Annotated in this window: 15 protein-coding genes; 1 reads left to right on the top strand and 14 read right to left on the bottom strand. The window is 70.7% G+C overall.

The window, feature by feature from the left end; genetic code table 11:
• Nucleotides 1–246: 246 nt before the first annotated feature.
• The 13 genes from nusB to ACFVXE_RS16670 form a co-directional block, all read right to left on the bottom strand.
• Entirely contained in the window at nucleotides 247–678 is a 432-nt protein-coding gene (gene nusB, locus ACFVXE_RS16730; protein ID WP_266987959.1) for a transcription antitermination factor NusB, read from the bottom strand.
• Between the two features lie 2 nt (nucleotides 679–680).
• Nucleotides 681–1,247, bottom strand: a complete 567-nt coding sequence (efp, locus tag ACFVXE_RS16725; RefSeq protein ID WP_030918902.1) for an elongation factor P — start codon at nucleotides 1,245–1,247, stop codon at nucleotides 681–683.
• Nucleotides 1,248–1,296: 49 nt separating this feature from the next.
• Nucleotides 1,297–2,403, bottom strand: a complete 1,107-nt coding sequence (locus ACFVXE_RS16720; protein WP_389671870.1) for an aminopeptidase P family protein — start codon at nucleotides 2,401–2,403, stop codon at nucleotides 1,297–1,299.
• Between the two features lie 89 nt (nucleotides 2,404–2,492).
• Entirely contained in the window at nucleotides 2,493–3,320 is an 828-nt protein-coding gene (locus ACFVXE_RS16715; protein ID WP_389671869.1) for a Pro-rich N-terminal domain-containing protein, read from the bottom strand.
• 138 nt (nucleotides 3,321–3,458) lie between these two features.
• Entirely contained in the window at nucleotides 3,459–3,899 is a 441-nt protein-coding gene (aroQ, locus tag ACFVXE_RS16710; protein WP_389671868.1) for a type II 3-dehydroquinate dehydratase, read from the bottom strand.
• A complete protein-coding gene (gene aroB, locus ACFVXE_RS16705; RefSeq protein WP_389671867.1) occupies nucleotides 3,896–5,542 on the bottom strand; it encodes a 3-dehydroquinate synthase in 1,647 nt (548 codons plus the stop codon). Before aroB ends, aroQ begins: the two co-directional genes overlap by 4 nt.
• Nucleotides 5,539–6,723, bottom strand: coding sequence for a chorismate synthase (gene aroC, locus ACFVXE_RS16700; protein ID WP_389671866.1), 1,185 nt, complete (start codon nucleotides 6,721–6,723; stop codon nucleotides 5,539–5,541). The genes aroB and aroC overlap by 4 nt, the downstream gene beginning before the upstream one ends.
• A 147-nt stretch (nucleotides 6,724–6,870) precedes the next feature.
• Nucleotides 6,871–7,698: a shikimate dehydrogenase gene (locus ACFVXE_RS16695; protein WP_389671865.1), complete on the bottom strand. Its 828-nt coding sequence runs from the start codon at nucleotides 7,696–7,698 to the stop codon at nucleotides 6,871–6,873.
• Nucleotides 7,695–9,587 (bottom strand): endolytic transglycosylase MltG, encoded by a 1,893-nt coding sequence (gene mltG / locus ACFVXE_RS16690; RefSeq protein WP_389671864.1) that lies wholly within the window; start codon nucleotides 9,585–9,587, stop codon nucleotides 7,695–7,697. The genes ACFVXE_RS16695 and mltG overlap by 4 nt, the downstream gene beginning before the upstream one ends.
• 95 nt (nucleotides 9,588–9,682) lie before the next feature.
• Nucleotides 9,683–10,147, bottom strand: coding sequence for a Holliday junction resolvase RuvX (gene ruvX, locus ACFVXE_RS16685; protein ID WP_389671889.1), 465 nt, complete (start codon nucleotides 10,145–10,147; stop codon nucleotides 9,683–9,685).
• Nucleotides 10,148–10,164: 17 nt separating this feature from the next.
• A complete protein-coding gene (gene alaS / locus ACFVXE_RS16680; RefSeq protein ID WP_389671863.1) occupies nucleotides 10,165–12,834 on the bottom strand; it encodes an alanine--tRNA ligase in 2,670 nt (889 codons plus the stop codon).
• On the bottom strand, nucleotides 12,834–13,187 hold the full coding sequence (locus tag ACFVXE_RS16675) for a DUF6167 family protein (protein ID WP_389671862.1): 354 nt from the start codon (nucleotides 13,185–13,187) through the stop codon (nucleotides 12,834–12,836). The genes alaS and ACFVXE_RS16675 overlap by 1 nt, the downstream gene beginning before the upstream one ends.
• A 7-nt stretch (nucleotides 13,188–13,194) precedes the next feature.
• Nucleotides 13,195–13,644, bottom strand: a complete 450-nt coding sequence (locus ACFVXE_RS16670; RefSeq protein WP_389671888.1) for a DUF948 domain-containing protein — start codon at nucleotides 13,642–13,644, stop codon at nucleotides 13,195–13,197.
• A gap of 164 nt (nucleotides 13,645–13,808) precedes the next feature.
• Here ACFVXE_RS16670 and ACFVXE_RS16665 point away from each other — a divergent pair, with 164 nt between their 5' ends.
• Complete coding sequence (locus ACFVXE_RS16665) at nucleotides 13,809–16,010, top strand: ATP-binding protein (RefSeq protein WP_389671861.1); 2,202 nt, start codon at nucleotides 13,809–13,811, stop codon at nucleotides 16,008–16,010.
• A 17-nt stretch (nucleotides 16,011–16,027) separates the two neighbouring features.
• Here the strand turns inward: ACFVXE_RS16665 and rpsD are convergent, their stop codons facing one another.
• Complete coding sequence (gene rpsD, locus ACFVXE_RS16660; RefSeq protein ID WP_389671860.1) at nucleotides 16,028–16,642, bottom strand: 30S ribosomal protein S4; 615 nt, start codon at nucleotides 16,640–16,642, stop codon at nucleotides 16,028–16,030.
• Nucleotides 16,643–16,771: the final 129 nt, after the last annotated feature.

The raw sequence follows: 16,771 nt of genomic DNA, 5'->3' as shown, positions 1-16,771 counted from the left end.
TCCTGCTGCCTTTAAATCATAACATGACCCCTGGGGTGCCGGGGCATTGTATGCCGCCCCCCCAACCCCGGCGTTCTGCGTTCCCGGCCCGGGATGGCCCTCCGGGGTGGGGGCCTGATTTCTCGCCCCGGAGGACGAGAACCCCCGGACCGGGAGGACCGACGCGGGAACGGCACACTCCGGTACGCCGAAGGGCCCACGGTCGCACGACCGTGGGCCCTTCGTGGGCTGAACGCCGCCGGGAGCCTACGCCTCGCGGCGAAGGTTCGGCTTGAGGTCCTTGAAACGGGCCAGCAGCCCGTTCACGAAGGCCGGGGAGTCATCGGTGGAGAACTCCTTGGCAAGCTGGACGGCCTCATCGATCACCACCGCGTCCGGCGTCCCGTCCACCCAGATCAGCTCGTACGCACCGAGCCGCAGGATGTTCCGGTCGACGACCGGCATACGGTCGATCTCCCAGTCCACGGCGTAGGTGATGATGAGGTCGTCGATCCGGTCCGCGTACTGCGCGTACCCCTCGACGAGCTCCATCGTGTACTCGGTGACCGGCGGCTGACGGGTGTCGGACCGCGAGTGCCGCACCCAGTCCGCGAGGACCGTCTGCACGGACTCACCGCGCTGGTCGGCCTCGAAGAGGATCTGGAAGGCACGCTTGCGGGCCGTATTCCGGGCAGCCACGGTTAGCTGTTCACCCGGCCGAGGTAGTCGCCCGTGCGGGTGTCGACCTTGATCTTCTCACCCGTGGTGATGAAGAGCGGGACGCCGATCTCGTAACCGGTCTCCAGCGTCGCGGGCTTGGTGCCGCCGGTGGAGCGGTCGCCCTGGACGCCCGGGTCGGTGTGCTGGATGGTCAGCTCGACGGCGGCCGGCAGCTCGACGTAGAGCACCTCGCCCTCGTGCTGGGCCACGGAGGCGGTGAAGCCCTCGATCAGGAAGTTGGCGGCGTCGCCGACGGCCTTGCGGTCGACCATGAGCTGGTCGTAGGTGTCCATGTCCATGAAGACGAAGTACTCGCCGTCCATGTACGAGAACTGCATGTCGCGGCGGTCGATGGTGGCCGTCTCGACCTTGACACCGGCGTTGAACGTCTTGTCGACGACCTTGCCGGAGAGCACGTTCTTGAGCTTGGTGCGCACGAAGGCAGGGCCCTTGCCGGGCTTGACGTGCTGGAACTCGACGACGGACCAGAGCTGGCCTCCGTCGAGCTTGAGCACCAGGCCGTTCTTGAGGTCGTTCGTGGAAGCCACGGTTGCGGAATCTCCTGGACTGAAGCTGGTGGACGGCCAAGGATGCGCGCTAGAGCGCGAGCAGCTCCTTGGTCGTAATGGTGAGTAGCTCGGGTCCGCCGTCCGCCTCTGGGCGCACGACGAGCGTGTCATCGATCCGGACCCCGCCCCGGCCCGGGAGGTGGACCCCCGGTTCGACGGTGACCGGCACACAAGCGTCCAGTTTACCCATGGCTGTCGGTGCCAACTGCGGGTCCTCGTCGATTTCGAGCCCCACGCCGTGCCCGGTCCAGGGCGCGAGGCACTCTCCGTGGCCCGCGGAGTCCAGCAGATGACGGGCCGCGTGGTCCACATCTCGGTATGCGACGCCGGGCACGAGAGCCTCGCGGCCGGCCCGCTGAGCGGCGAAAACCAGGTCGTACAGCTCGATCTGCCAGTCCGCAGGTGCGGTTCCGATGACGAAGGTGCGGCCGATCTCGCACCGGTAGCCGCGATAGCTCGCGCCGAGGCAGACGGAGAGGAAATCTCCTTCCTCCACCCTCCGGTCCGACGGCCGGTGCCGGCCCTGGCCCGAGTTGGGTCCGGTGGCTACGGACGTGGCGAAGGCGGGCCCGTCGGCGCCGTGGTCCACCAGCCGGCGTTCCAGTTCCAGGGCGAGATGCCGTTCGGTGCGGCCGACCAGGATCGACTCGAGGAGTTCGCCGAGCGCCTGGTCGGTGATCTCGGCGGCGATGCGCAGGCAGGCGATCTCCTCCTCGTCCTTGACGATGCGCAGTTGCTCGACCGTGGCGCCCAGATCGGTCAGCCGGAGCCGCGGGGCGACCGAGCTCATGGCCCGGTGGCGGGAGACCGTCAGGTCGTGTTCCTCGACGGCGAGCGATTCCGCGCCCGAGGAGGTGGCCAGGTCGGCGGCGGCGACGACCGGATCGCCTCCGCCTGCGGGCAGCAGCGCGGGCCGCAGCCGGTCGTCGGTGCGTCCGTGGGCGGGATCGTCGGTCGGCGCGCGGGGGCAGAGCAGAACGTCCTCGTCGGGGCCGAGCAGCAGCACGGAACCCGGCGGCGCTCCGCCCGCGAGATAGCGGACATTGGCGGGTCGGGAGACCAGAGCGGCCGCGGATCCCACGGCGGCGCACCGGTCGCGGAGCAGCCCGCGGCGGACGGCGTACACCTCTGACATGCCACGAGCCTATGAGCGGCGGGCCGGGGCCGCCCGGCCAGCGCATCCGACCGGGGGCCGTGCCCGGCCGGACGCCCCCGGCCGGCGGGTCACCAGGCCGGCGGACTGGCTATCGAGCGGGCGAGTATGTCGTCGAGCACACGGGCGGTGGTCTCCACGTCGTACGTCGAGTTGTCGATGATCGGCAGGCCCGAGCCGTACCATCCCGCCATCCGGCCGTGGATCCGGGCGACCTCCTCGTCCGACAGGCGGCGGTTGCCGCTGCGGGCGGCGTTCCGCTCCAGCACTATCTCCAGGCCGGGCAGGAGGACGACGGGCAGCAGGCCGGGTCCCACATGGCGCTTCCAGCCGCCGAGGCCCACGACGGGACGGTCGGGGAAGACCGCGTCGTCCAGGATGCAGGAGATGCCGTTGGCGAGGAAGTTACGGGCGGCGAAGCCGCAGGTGCGGCGGGCCAGGCGGTACTGGGCCTCCGAGTGGTCGTTCCACCCGGCCTGCGGGTCGGCGAAGCCCGAGCGGACCCATTCGCGGACGTCGTCGAGGCTGACATGGGCCGTGGGGACGCGTCGGCGGCTGGCCCACAGCTTGGCCACGGTCGTCTTGCCCGCGCCCGCGGGGCCGATCAGCAGGACGGCGAGGGTCGCCGTGCCGGTGCCCGGCTCGGCGGGCGGCGCGGGCAGCGGGACAGGGCCGCCGGGCGGCAGCTGGATGTGTCCGGTGGTCTCCCGGGAGGCGGGCGCCGGGGCGTGGTGCGGGGCGGGGCCCGTCCAGTCGTGGCCCTGGGGCGCGGGAGGGGAGGTGGGCGGCGGCCCCGGCGGACCGGGGTGGCCGGGGTGCTGGGCCTGGTGCGTCCAGCCGCCAGGTCCGTTTCCGGGCCCTTGGGGCGGCGGCAGCGGGGCCCCCACTGCGTGCTGCATCCGGTGCCACTCCGTCTCGTACAGGCAACTGGCGCTGATGGAACGGCAACCGTACCGTCCCCGGCCGCCGCAGAGGGAACGGTCGGGAACGGTACGGAGTGCCCCGCCGGCCGGTCGTCCGGCCGGCGGGGCACCGTGTCAGTCCGTCACTTCGTCGGCGAGGGCACGCAGGGCGAGGCGGTAGGAGCCGATGCCGAATCCGGCCACCGTCCCCGTGGCCACCGGGGCGACCACCGAGGTGTGGCGGAATTCCTCCCGCGCGTACGGGTTCGAGATGTGCACCTCGATGAGCGGGGCGGTGCGCTGGGAGGCCGCGTCCCGCATCCCGTACGAGTAGTGCGTGAAGGCGCCGGGGTTGAGAACGACCGGAATCGAACCGTCTGCGGCCTCGTGAAGCCAGCGGATCAGTTCGCCCTCGTCGTTGGTCTCCCGGACGTCGACGTCGAAGCCGAGCTCCTTGCCGAGCTCCTGGCAGGTCTCGACCAGTCCGGCGTAGGACGTGGCGCCGTACACCTCGGGCTCGCGGGAGCCGAGCCGGCCGAGGTTCGGCCCGTTGAGCACGAGGACCCTGCGGGTCACGCCGACACCTCCCCGTACGCGGCGAGCAGCACGGCCGGGTCGGGGCCCTCAAGGACAGTGGGCTTGCCCAGGCCGTCGAGGACGATGAAGCGGAGCAGGTCGCCGCGGGACTTCTTGTCGATCTTCATGTTCTCCAGCAGCTTGGGCCACTGGTCACCGCGGTAGGTGAGCGGCAGCCCGACCGACTCCAGGATCGCCCGGTGCCGGTCGGCGGTGGCGTCGTCGAGGCGGCCGGCCAGGCGGCCGAGTTCGGCGGCGAAGACCATCCCGATGGAGACGGCCGCGCCGTGGCGCCACTTGTAGCGCTCGTTCTTCTCGATGGCGTGGCCAAGGGTGTGACCGTAGTTGAGGATCTCGCGCAGGCCGGACTCCTTGAGGTCGCTGGAGACGACCTCCGCCTTGACCCGGATGGAACGCTCGATCAGCTCGGCGGTGTGCGGTCCGGCCGGCGTACGGGCGCCTTCCGGGTCGGCCTCGATCAGGTCGAGGATCGCGGGGTCGGCGATGAAACCGGCCTTGATGATCTCGGCCATGCCGCTGACGTAGTCGTGCACGGGGAGCGAGTCGAGGGCGGCGAGGTCGCAGAGCACCCCGGCCGGCGGGTGGAAGGCGCCGACGAGGTTCTTGCCCTCGGCGGTGTTGATGCCGGTCTTGCCGCCGACGGCCGCGTCGACCATGGCGAGCACGGTCGTCGGTACGGCGATCCAGCGCACTCCGCGCAGCCAGGTCGCGGCGACGAACCCGGCCACATCGGTGGTGGCGCCGCCGCCGACACCCACGACGACGTCGCTGCGGGTGAACCCGGTCTGGCCGAGCGCCTTCCAGCAGTAGGCCGCGACCTCGACGGTCTTGGCCTCCTCGGCGTTCGGCAGCTGGATCGCGATGGCCTCGTACCCCTGGTCGGCGAGGTCCTGACGGACCGCCTCACCGGTCTCGGCGAGCGCCTCGGGGTGCAGGACCGCGACCCGCTTGGCGCGGTCGCCGATGAGTGACGGCAGCTCTCCGAGAAGCTGCCGGCCGATCAGTACTTCGTACGGGTCGGTGCCCGCACTTCCGGCGATCTGGATGCGCGTGGGTCCCTGGTCCGTCATGCGTGTGTTCTCCCGGCCGGGCGCCGCGGGGTCGCCCGCGTGCTCCGGCAGTTCCAGTGCGTCGAGGACCGCCTGGGCGACCTCTTCGGGGGTGCGCCCGTCGGTGGCGACGGTCGCCCTGGCCACCTCGGTGTAGAGATGGCGGCGGGCGTCCATCAGCTCGCGCCACTGCCGGCGCGGGTTGACGGCGAGCAGCGGGCGCGCGGTGTTCAGCCCGACCCGCTTGACGGCCTCTTCGACGTCCATCGAGAGGTAGACGACCGCGTGGTCGGCGAGCAGGGTGCGGGTCGTCCCGTCGAGTACGGATCCGCCGCCGAGCGAGAGGACGCCCGTGTGCTCGGCGACCGCGGCGCGTACCGCCTCCCGCTCGAGCTCGCGGAAGTGTTCCTCGCCCTCGTCGTAGAAGATCTCGGAGATCGGCTTGCCCGCCGTGGCCACGACGTCCGCGTCGGTGTCCCGGTAGGTGGTGCCGAGCCGGTCGGCGAGGAGCTCACCGACCGTGGACTTGCCGACGCCCATCGGGCCGACGAGGACGATCAGCGGGCCGCTCATCGGATCTGGAGGTGGTCGAGGTACGACTGCACGTTGCGGTGGGTCTCGGCGACGCTGTCCCCGCCGAACTTCTCAGCGACGGCGTCGGCCAGGACCAGTGCGACCATCGCCTCGGCGACGATGCCGGCGGCCGGCACGGCACAGACATCGGAGCGCTGGTGGTGGGCCTTGGCGGGCTCCCCGGTGACGACGTCGACGGTGGCCAGCGCGCGAGGCACGGTCGCGATGGGCTTCATCGCGGCGCGGACCCGGAGCAGCTCACCGGTGGTCAGACCGCCCTCGGTGCCGCCGGAACGTCCGGAGGCGCGCTTGATGCCTTCGTCGGTGACCAGGATCTCGTCGTGTGCCTTCGAGCCGGGGACCCGGGCCAGGTCGAAGCCGTCGCCGACCTCGACACCCTTGATGGCCTGAATGCCCATGAGGGCCGCGGCGAGGCGCGCGTCGAGACGGCGGTCCCAGTGCACGTGCGAGCCGAGGCCGACCGGCACACCGTAGGCGAGCACCTCGACCACACCGCCGAGGGTGTCGCCGTCCTTGTGGGCCTGGTCGATCTCGGCGACCATCGCCTCGCTCGCGGCGGCGTCGAGACAGCGCACCGGGTCGGCGTCGAGCTTGTCGACGTCGGCGGGCGTGGGGTAGACGCCGTACGGTGCCTTGGCCGCCGCCAGCTCGACCACGTGGCTGACGATCTCGATGCCCGCGGTCTCCTTGAGGTACGACCGTGCGACGGCGCCGAGCGCCACCCGGGCCGCGGTCTCCCGGGCGCTGGCGCGCTCCAGGATCGGGCGGGCCTCGTCGAAGCCGTACTTCTGCATGCCCGCGAGGTCGGCGTGGCCGGGCCGCGGGCGGGTCAGCGGGGCGTTACGGGCCAGCTTGGCCAGCTCCTCGGGGTCGACCGGATCGGCCGACATGACCTGCTCCCACTTGGGCCATTCGGTGTTGCCCACCATCACGGCGACCGGGGAACCCATGGTGAGACCGTGGCGCACCCCGCCGAGGAAGGTGACTTCGTCCTTCTCGAACTTCATCCGCGCGCCGCGGCCGTAGCCGAGCCGCCGCCGGGCGAGTGCGTCCGCCACCATCTCCGTGGTGACCGGGACGCCGGCGGGAAGGCCCTCCAGCGTCGCCACCAGTGCGGGGCCGTGCGACTCCCCCGCGGTCAGCCAGCGCAACCTGCTCAACGGTGCTCCTCATGCTCGCGCCTGGAACTGCAACGGCGCGACCGGGTGCGCGGCCCTGGCCCGCCGCCCTCGATCTTCCCACGCCCGGGGCACCGGACCGGCCGCCGGTCCAGCAGACGGACGGATCGGGCCGCGGAACGCGTGCGGTCAGCGGGCGGCGAGTGCCTGTTCGCCGGCCCGTCGCATGGTCGCGCGCGGAGCGGGCGAGCGGCCCGTCATCTGCTCGACCTGGAGGGCGGCCTGGTGCACCAGGAGGTCGAGACCTCCGACGACTGCGCCGTTCCTGGCCGACCAGGCGGTGGCGAGTGCGGTCGGCCAGGGCTCGTACAGCACGTCGAAGAGCGTGCCGGGAGCGTCCGGTACCGCGCCCGCGAGCGCGTCCGTGGTGCCGGCCGGGGTGGTCGCGATCACCAGCGGCGCGTGCAGCGCCTGCTCCGCCTCCGCCCAGTCGGCGACCCGTACGTCGATGCCGAGCCGTTCGCCCCAGCCGCGCATCTCGTCGCCGCGATGCCGGCTGCGCACGAAGGCGGTGACCGGGCCGGTGCAGATCTCCGACAGTGCGGCGAGTGCGGAGGAGGCGGTCGCGCCGGCGCCGAGGACGGCGGCGGACTCGGTCTTCTCCACGCCGCGTTCGCGCAGGGCGGCGATCATGCCGGGGATGTCGGTGTTGTCGCCGACACGGCGGCCGTCCTCCGTGAGGACGACCGTGTTGACGGCCTCGACCGAGGAGGCGGTCTCGCTGACGGAGTCCAGCAGCGGGATGACCGCCCGCTTCAGCGGCATGGTCAGCGACAGGCCGGCCCACGAGGCGTCGAGCCCCTCGACGAAGCCGGGGAGCCCGGCCTCGTCCACCTCGAAGCGGTCGTACGACCAGTGATCGAGGCCGAGTTCGGCGTACGCGGCCCGGTGCAGGACCGGGGAGAGCGAGTGGGCGATGGGCGACCCCAGAACGGCCGCCCGCCGAATGGTGCTCACTGGCCCGACTTCTCCTGTTCGTACTTCTTGCGGTTGCGCTCGTGCTCTTCGTTGGTCACCGCGAACAGCGTCTTGTCCTCGGTCACGGACACGAAGTAGTACCAGGGCCCGGGGGTCGGCTTGATCGCCGAATGCAGCGCGGCCGCCCCTGGGTTGTTGATGGGACCCGGCGGCAGGCCATGGACGTAGTACGTGTTGTACGGGTTCTTGAACTTGCGCAGGTCCGACACCGCGCCGGTGTCCAGGGTGCTCTGCGCCTTGGCGTAGTTCACCGTGGAGTCGAAGTCGAGCAGCCCGTACGTCTCGGTGTTGTTCGGCTTGAGCCGGTTGTAGACGACCCGCGCGACCTTGTCGAAGTCCCGCTTGTACTTGCCCTCCGCCTGGACGAGGCTCGCGACCGTGATCAGCTGCCAGGGGCTCTTCAGGCCGAGCTTCTTGGCGTTCGCCTCCAGGTCGACCTTGCCGTACTCGTCGTCGGCCCGGGACACCATCGACTTGAGGACGTCCTCCGGCTTCATCTCCTTGGTGACCGGGTAGGCCGCCGGGTAGAGGAAGCCCTCCAGCCGGTCGTCGACCACCGGGTCGTCCTCGGCCCAGTCCGGCAGTCCGAGACTGCCCGCCTTCTTCTTCGCGACCCCGCTGGTGGTGCCGTCCTTGAGCCCGAGCTTCTTGTCGATCAGCTTGTAGACGTTCCTGTTGGCCAGGCCCTCAGGAATGATCAGCAGATTCTGGCTCTTCGGGTCGAGCATCATCTTCACGGCCTCGGCGGCGGACATCTGCTTGTTGAGGAGATAGACACCCGCCTGGATCGAGTTCCCCTTGGGGTTCGCGGCCTGCGCCGCGATGAAGGCGTCGACGCTCTTGACGACGCCCCGCTCCTTCAGGATGTTGCCGATCTCATTGCCCAGGGCGTGCTGGGGGACCTGCACCTCGACGCTGCCGGAGCCCTGGCCCGAGTAGTCGGGTGCCGCACCGAATTTGTTCTGCCAGTACGTGTAGCCGACGTACCCCGCCCCGCCGACCCCTCCGGCGAGCACCAGGGCGACGACGAGGCAGGCGCAGCCGTTGCGGTTCTTCTTCTTGCCCTTGCCGCGGCGCTCGCCACCGCCCCTGCGCCCGTCGCGCGGGTCGTCGTCGTACTCGTCGTCGTCCTGCGGGTCCCGGCCGTCACCGTCGTCGTCGGCGCCCGTGAAGAAGGGGTGCGTCTCCTCCTCCTGCACGTCCGGGTCCCAGTCGGGGTTCTGCGGTGGAGCCGCCTCGGGAACGTCCTGGCGCCTGCCCGGTGGCTGCGGCGGCGGGTACGCGTCGGGGGTGCCGTAGTGGTCCTGCGATTCGCCGTAGCCGGCGGTCCGGTTCCCGTACGGGTCCTGCGGATGGCCGTCGTACGGCATCGCAGCCGCCTGCCGGCCGGTGTCCCAGCCGCCGTCGTACTGCGGCGACTGGTGGGGCGCCTGCCGGCCGTACGGATCGTGCTGCTGGTACGGCTGCCGGCCGTACGGATCGTGCTGCTGCTGCGGCTGCCGGCCGTACGGATCGTGCTGCTGCTGCGGCTGCTGACCGTACGGATCGTGCTGCTGCTGCGGCTGCTGACCGTACGGATCGTGCTGCTGCTGCGGCTGCCGGCCGTACGGATCGTGCTGCTGCTGCGCATAGGGGTCCTGCGCGTACGGGTCCTGCGGAGCCCCGTACTGCTGGTGCGTCGGCTGCTGTGGCTGCTGGTACGCCTGCTGCGGCTGCTGGGCGGAGGGGTCCTGCGGGTAGGCCGGCTGACCGCCGTCGTACTGGCCCTGGCCGTGGGCGGCCTGCTGGCCTCCCCATCCCTGGTCCCCGTAAAGGGGATCCTCGGGATGCCACGGTTCGGAGCCGGGGCCCCGGCCATACTCAGTCATCGATCCCCTTGAGCCGCGAGACGATGCTCCGTCTCTTTGCTGTGCGGTGTTTGTTCGAACACCGCCGCATCGCGCGGAACGTTACCGTATCGCGATCAGACAACCACTTCGACGCCCTCGCCCGGAGCTTTACCTGACGCCCGTTCGGACTCCAGTGCGTTCTGGAGGATCACCACGGCAGCGGCCTGGTCGATGACGGACCGGCCCTTCTTGGATTTCACGCCCGAGGCGCGCAGTCCCTGGCCGGCCGTCACCGTGGTCATTCTCTCGTCCACCAGCCGCACCGGAACGGGTACGACCGAGCGGGCGAACTCCTGGGCGAAGAGCCGTACCTTCGCGGCCGCGGGCCCTTCACCGCCGCCCAGGGAGCGGGGCAGACCGATGATGATCTCGATCGGCTCGTACTCCTCGACGATCTGCCGCAACCGCCGGTGGGCGGCCGGGACGTCTCGTCCCGGCACGGTCTCCACCGGCGTGGCGAGGATCCCGTCGGGGTCGCACGAAGCGACCCCGATCCGGGCGTCCCCGACGTCGATCGCGAGGCGGCGTCCGCGGCGCATCTGCGTCACTTCCGCCGTCACGCCGTCTCGGTGACGAGGCGTTCGACAGCGGCGATGGCCTCGCCGATGGCGGCCGGGTTCTGGCCGCCGCCCTGGGCCACGTCCGGCTTGCCGCCGCCTCCGCCGCCGAGGGTCTTGGCGGCCGTACGGACCAGGTCGCCGGCCTTGAGACCGCGCTCGCGAGCGGCCTCGTTGGTGGCGATGACCGTCAGCGGGCGGCCGTTCGCCGTGGTGAACAGGGCCACGACGGCCGGACGGCCGCCCTGGATGCGCCCGCGGACGTCGAGGACCAGCTTGCGCAGGTCGTCGGCCGAGGTCCCGTCCGGCACCTGACCGGTGACCACGGCGACACCGCGTACGTCCTTGGCGGACTCGACGAGTCCGGCGGCGGCCTGCAGGACCTTCTCCGCGCGGAACTTCTCGATCTCCTTCTCGGCGTCCTTCAACTTGCCGAGCATGGCGGAGACCTTCTCCGGAAGCTCCTCCGGGCGGCCCTTGACCAGCTCCTGGAGCTGGGCGACGACCGTGTGCTCCTTGGCGAGGAAGTTGTAGGCGTCGACGCCGACGAGGGCCTCGATACGGCGCACACCGGAACCGATGGAGGATTCGCCGAGCAGCTTCACCAGACCCAGCTGGGCGGTGTTGTGGACGTGCGTACCGCCGCACAGCTCCTTGGAGAAGTCACCGATGGTGACGACGCGGACCCGCTCGCCGTACTTCTCGCCGAACTCGGCGATGGCACCCTGCTTCTTGGCCTCGTCGATCGACATGACCTCGGCCTGGACGTCCAGCTCCCGGGAGAGGACCTCGTTGATCTTCTGCTCGACGTCGGTGAGGACGGTGCCGGGTACGGCGGCGGGCGAACCGAAGTCGAAGCGGAAGCGGCCCGGCGAGTTCTCCGAACCGGCCTGGGCGGCCGTCGGGCCGAGGGCGTCGCGCAGCGCCTGGTGCGTGAGGTGCGTGGCGCTGTGGGCGCGGGCGATGGCGCGGCGGCGGGTGTTGTCGATGGCGGCGTAGGCGGAGGCGCCGACCGTCACCTCTCCGACCTGGACCGTGCCCTTGTGGACGGAGACGCCCGGGACCGGCTGCTGGACGTCGCGCACCTGGATGACGGCGCCGGTGTCGAGCCGGATCCGGCCCTGGTCGGCGAGCTGGCCGCCACCCTCGGCGTAGAACGGGGTGCGGTCGAGGACGACCTCGACGTCATCGCCCTCGCTGGCGGCGGGCGACGACACGCCGTCGACGAGGAGGCCGACGATGGTCGACTCGCCCTCGGTGGCGGTGTAGCCGGTGAACTCCGTGGAGCCCGCGCGGTCGGCCACCTCGCGGTAGGCCGACAGGTCTGCGTGCCCCGTCTTCTTGGCCTTGGCGTCAGCCTTGGCGCGGTCCCGCTGCTCCTTCATCAGGCGGCGGAAACCGTCCTCGTCCACGGCGAGGCCCTGTTCGGCGGCCATCTCCAGGGTGAGGTCGATCGGGAAGCCCCAGGTGTCGTGGAGCAGGAACGCCTTGTCGCCGGCGAGGACCTTGCCGCCTGCGGCCTTGGTCTCGGTGACGGCGGTGTCGAGGATGTTGGTGCCGCCCTTGAGGGCCTTGAGGAAGGCGGCCTCTTCGGCGAGCGCGACGGTCTCGATGCGCTTGCGGTCGGTGATCAGCTCCGGGTACTGCTGGCCCATCGACTTGATGACCGTGTCGACGAGCTCGGCCACGACCGGCCCGGTGGCGCCGAGGAGGCGCATGTTGCGGACGGCGCGGCGCATGATGCGGCGCAGCACGTAGCCGCGGCCCTCGTTGCCGGGGGTGACACCGTCACCGATGAGCATGACGGACGTACGCATGTGGTCGGTGACGACCCGGAGCGAGACGTCGGAGGTGTGGTTCTCGCCGTAGCGCACCCCGGTCAGCTCGGTGGCCTTCTCGATGACGGCCATCGAGGTGTCGATCTCGTACAGGTTCTGCACGTCCTGCAGGATCATCGCGAGGCGCTCGAGGCCGAGGCCGGTGTCGATGTTCTTGGACGGCAGGTCGCCGAGGATCGGGAAGTCCTCCTTGCCGTCGCCGGCGCCCCGCTCGTACTGCATGAAGACCAGGTTCCAGATCTCCACGTACCGCTCGTCGTTGACGGCCGGGCCGCCCTCGACGCCGAACTCGGGGCCGCGGTCGTAGTTGATCTCGGAGCAGGGACCGCACGGGCCGGGGACGCCCATGGACCAGAAGTTGTCCTTCTTGCCCAGGCGCTGGATGCGCTCGGCGGGGACACCGATCTTGTCGCGCCAGATCTGCTCGGCCTCGTCGTCGTCGAGGTAGACCGTGATCCACAGTCGCTCGGGGTCGAGGCCGAAGCCGCCGTCCGCCACGGAGGTGGTGAGCGCCTCCCAGGCGTAGCTGATGGCGCCTTCCTTGAAGTAGTCGCCGAAGGAGAAGTTGCCGCACATCTGGAAGAAGGTGCCGTGCCGGGTGGTCTTGCCGACCTCTTCGATGTCCGGCGTACGCACACACTTCTGCACGCTGGTGACGCGCGGGGCGGGGGGCTTGACCTCACCGAGGAAGTACGGCTTGAAGGGGACCATGCCCGCGGGGACCAGCAGCAGAGTCGGGTCGTCCGCGATGAGCGACGCCGAAGGCACGACGGTGTGCCCGCGCTCCTCGAAGAAGCTCAGCCAGCGGCGGCGAATTTCAGCCGACTCCATCAGTGGTCCTCATTCCGGTTGTACGAGTTGTAGGGAAGTGTGCGGTACGTGGCGGCGTCACCGTCCGGGGCGGGCTCGGCCGCTCCGACCGCGAGGTGACGCCGCACGGGGAGTTCGGGGTCGACCGGCGCCTCGAGGCCCAGCGCCTCGCCCAGTTCGGCCTCGCGCCGGACCATGCCGTCGCGGACGTCGAGGGCGAAGTCCTTGAGCTTGTGACCGCTTTCGATCGCCTTGTCGGCGGCGCGCGCCGCGAGGCTCTCGGGGGTCAGCTGCTTGAGCTTCCGGTTGACCTTGGTGGTGGCCCAGACGCCGGCGGCGGCGCCGGCGGTGAACCAGAACGTACGGCGGAACATCGCTGCGTCAGTCCTTCGATCCGCGGGAGCTTCTGCCGTTGCGCTTCCTTGTGCGCGCGGACGGCACCGTGCGGCCGACGACCACGGTGCGGCGGGACGCCCGGCCGGCCGGCTCGGATTCCGGCGCGGTGCGCAGGCCGATGGCCCGTCGCACCCCGTAGCCGAAGGCGGCGACCTTGACCAGCGGTCCGCCGAACGTCGAGGCGACCGTGGTGGAGAGCGCGGACGCGTTGGAGGTGACCTCCTGGACGTCCGTCGCGATCGCGTCGACCTTGTCGAGCTGGGTCTGCGCGGAGCGCACGGTCGCGGACGCGTCGGCGAGCAGCGGAACCGCCTGCTCGGTCACGTCCGCCACGAGTTTGGTGGTCGCCCTGAGCGTCTGGGCCAGCCTCACCAGGACGACGGCGAGGAACGAGACCAGAATCGCCCAGAAGACGGCCACCAGGATCCCGGCCACCTCTCCACCGGACACAGTGCACCGCTCTCTGGCTTGTCGAATCGTCGTATCCCGACCCTATCGCGCCGGGGGACTCGTCCCCTACCGCATTCCTGGTGGGCGGGGCGGGCGTTGCACAATGGAGATTGTACGGAGAGCGCTCACCGCAGTACTCTGCGTGTTTCATGCAACGCCCCCAGCCCCCCTGCGCCTCCCCCGACGATCCGAGCCCGGGCACTGCGACTCGTGGCAATCTCCCGGCGGAACTGAACCGATTCGTGGGACGCGAGAACGAGCTGGCCGATCTCGGCCGCCTGCTGCGGGAGTCGAGACTGGTCACCGTGGTCGGGGTGGGCGGCGTGGGAAAGACACGTTGCGTCAGCAGGGCCGCCGCGCTTGTGGAGAAACGGTACTGCGACGGGGTCTGGCTGGTGGAACTGTCCGCCGTCCACGATGCCGAGCTCCTGGAACACGCCGTGGCCGACGCACTGGGACTCACCGATCACACCAACAGACCGGCCCGCGCGACACTCCTCGAACATCTCACCGATCGCCAACTCCTCCTGGTGCTCGACGGCTTCGAGCACCTCGTGGACGCCTGCGCCGGACTGGTACGGGAACTGCTGCGCCGGGCCCCGCAGCTGTCCGTGCTCGCCGCCGGACGGCTCCCCCTGGAGCTGGACGGAGAGATCGGCTACCCGCTCGCGCCGATGGCCGACGACGACGCGATGGCGCTCTTCGCCGACCGGGCCGCCGCGGTGCGGCCGGACTTCCGGCTGACCGAGGACAACCGCGAGTCCGCGCGGGAGCTCTGCCGCCGGCTGGACGGGATCCCGCTCGCGCTGGAGCTGGCCGCCGGCCGGCTGCGCGCCCTGTCCACGGATCAGGTGCTGCAGCGCCTCGACGACCGCTTCCGGCTGCTGACCGGCGGCAGCCGCGGCTCCTTGGCGCGCCACCAGACGCTCCGTACGGCCATCGGCTGGAGCCATGAGCTGTGCGCACCGGAACAACGGCTGCTGTGGGCCCGGCTCTCGGTCTTCGCCGGACAGTTCGATCTGGAGGCGGTCGAATACATCTGCAGCGGCCCCGACCTGCCGGCCGAATCGGTGCTCGACGCGCTCACCGGGCTGCTGACGCAGTCCGTGGTGCTGCGCGAGGACTCGGCGGCGGGCACCCGCTACCGGATGCTGGACACGGTGCGTGAGTACGGCGCCGAGTGGCTGGCCGCCACCGGAGACACGGACCGGCTGCGACGGCGTCACCGGGACTGGTTCCTGGGGTTCGCCACCTGGTGCGAACTCGACTGGTTCGGCCCCCGGCAGGGCGAGGTGGCGGCCCGGGCCGGAAGCGAACTGCCCAACCTCCGTCTGGCGATGGAGTGTTCGCTGGAGAGCCCGGACGACGTCCATCTCGCGCAGCACCTGGCGGGCACACTCTGGTTCCTCTGGGTCGGCTGCGGGCGCCTCTCGGAGGGGCGGTACTGGCTGGCCCACGTTCTGGAGGAGGAGTCACCGCACGACGCCGCGCGGCTGAAGGCGCTGTGGGTGCTCGGCCACGTGGCGGTGCTCCAGGGCGATCCGGTCGGCGCGATCTCGGCGCTGCAGGAGTGCCGGGAGGAGGCGGACCGGGTGGGTGACGAGACAGCTCTGGCCTACGCGGTGCACCGCACGGGCTGTCTGGCCCTCGTCACGGACGACATGCTCCGCGCGGAGGAGCTGCTGCAGGACGCGCTGCGCCGCTACCGGGATCTGGGCGAGCTGAACAGCAACGTCCTGATGGCGCAGGTCGAACTGGCGATGGCGGTCGGGTTCCGCGGGGATCTGGAGGCTGCCGCGACGATCTGCGAGGAGGTCAGGGAGATCTGCGAGGACCACGGCGAGCAGTGGGCACTCTCGTACGCGCTCTACGTACTGGCCTATGCGGCCCTGAAGCGGGAGCGCCCGGACCACGCTCGGGAGTTGCTCGGGGAGTCGCTGGCGATCGGTCACACCTTCGACGACCTGCTCGGTACGGTGCTCGCACTGGAACTGCTGGCGCTGGTCACGGCGGTCGAGGGGAATGCGACGGAGGCGGCGGTGCTGCAGGGGGCGGCCGAGCGGATCTGGCCGTCGGTGGGGCTGCCGCTGTTCGGTTCGGCGCATTACGGAAGGCCCCGGGCCGAGTGCGAGGAGCTGGCCCGGCAGGAGCTCGGCGACGCACCGTACGAGTCGGGGCGGCGGGCGGGCGGGCGGCTGGATCCGGACGCGGCGGTGACCAGGGCTCTGGCGAGCCGGCCCGCGCAGCGGCCGGGCGCCGAGGGGTCGCGGCCCGGTCCCGTGCCGGACGGCAGAACGCGGAAGCCCGCCGCCTCCCCGATGCCGGGGAGGGGCGGGCCGGAGCGCTGGTGAGAGCGGCTACGCCTGGATCAGCGGGCGTAGTACTCGACGACGAGCTGCTCGTCGCAGATCACCGGGATCTCCTTGCGGTTCGGGTCCCGGTCCAGGCGGAAGGCCAGGGCCTTCAGGTTCACCTGCAGGTAGCGCGGGGTCTCGCCGTCGGGGGCGTAGCCACCCTCGCGGGCCACCTGGAAGGGGTGCTTGTCGCGGCTGCGCTCGCGGACCATCACGATGTTGTCGGGACGGACGCGGAAGGACGGCTTGTCGACCTTGTGGCCGTCGACCTCGATGTGGCCGTGGACGACCATCTGACGGGCCTGGTAGATGGTGCGGGCGATGCCCGAACGCAGGACCAGCGCGTCGAGACGGCGCTCGAGCTCGACGACGAGCGCCTCGCCCGTCTTGCCCTCGGCCTTCTTGGCACGGTCGTAGGCGCGCGCCATCTGGCGCTCGCTGATGTCGTACTGGGCGCGCAGACGCTGCTTCTCGAGCAGACGGACCTTGTAGTCCGAGTTCTGCTTGCGGCCACGGCCGTGCTCGCCCGGCGGGTAGGGGCGGGCCTCGAAGTACTTGACGGCCTTCGGCGTCAGGGCGATGCCGAGCGCACGGGACTTCTTGACCTTGGGACGCGACTGGTTAGGCACGTTCTCCAGACCTCCGTTGTGGGTTAGGTTAGGCTCACCTTACTCAAGGAGATCGCATGTCTCGCCCTGGGAACACCACACACGTCACGGACAGCACTGACAGCGTCGACGCCACCGAGGGCGTCGATA

The organism is Streptomyces sp. NPDC058231, from assembly GCF_042882275.1.
Lineage (GTDB): Bacteria > Actinomycetota > Actinomycetes > Streptomycetales > Streptomycetaceae > Streptomyces.
The sequence above is the reverse complement of the archived record's forward strand: the minus strand, read 5'-3'. Positions and strand labels throughout refer to the sequence as shown.